The sequence below is a fragment of the Pseudomonas sp. SDO5522_S412 genome (genome assembly GCF_054071215.1).
In genome coordinates this window covers 1-318 of the sequence record NZ_JBSVWQ010000457.1, presented here as the reverse complement: position 1 = coordinate 318, position 318 = coordinate 1, and the positions used below count along the sequence as shown (strand labels likewise).

General features: G+C 63.5%; 1 pseudogene. It reads left to right on the top strand.

Annotation, left to right across the window (positions count from 1 at the left end):
• A pseudogene (locus tag ACW9I6_RS32440) lies at positions 1 to 318 on the top strand (type IV secretion protein Rhs); the annotation flags it as partial.

Below are 318 nucleotides of genomic sequence, written 5' to 3'. Positions count from 1 at the left end.
CCTGCTCACCTCGCACCTGTTCAAATCCGGCCGCGAACACCAACGCCAGCAGGGCCAACTCCTCAGCCACTACCACTATGACGACCAGGGCCGCCTGCACGCCCACGCGATCACCCAACAGGAACAACGCTACCAGCGCCGCCAATACAACTACGACAAACGCGGCAACCTCACCCGCATCCTCGACACTCGAAAAGGTCAGCACGACTACCACTACGACCCGCTCGACCGCCTGACTCGCGCCAACCACTCGCACGACCTGCAGGAACGCTTCGTCCACGACCCGGCGGGCAACCTGCTGATGCAAGACCGCGTCGG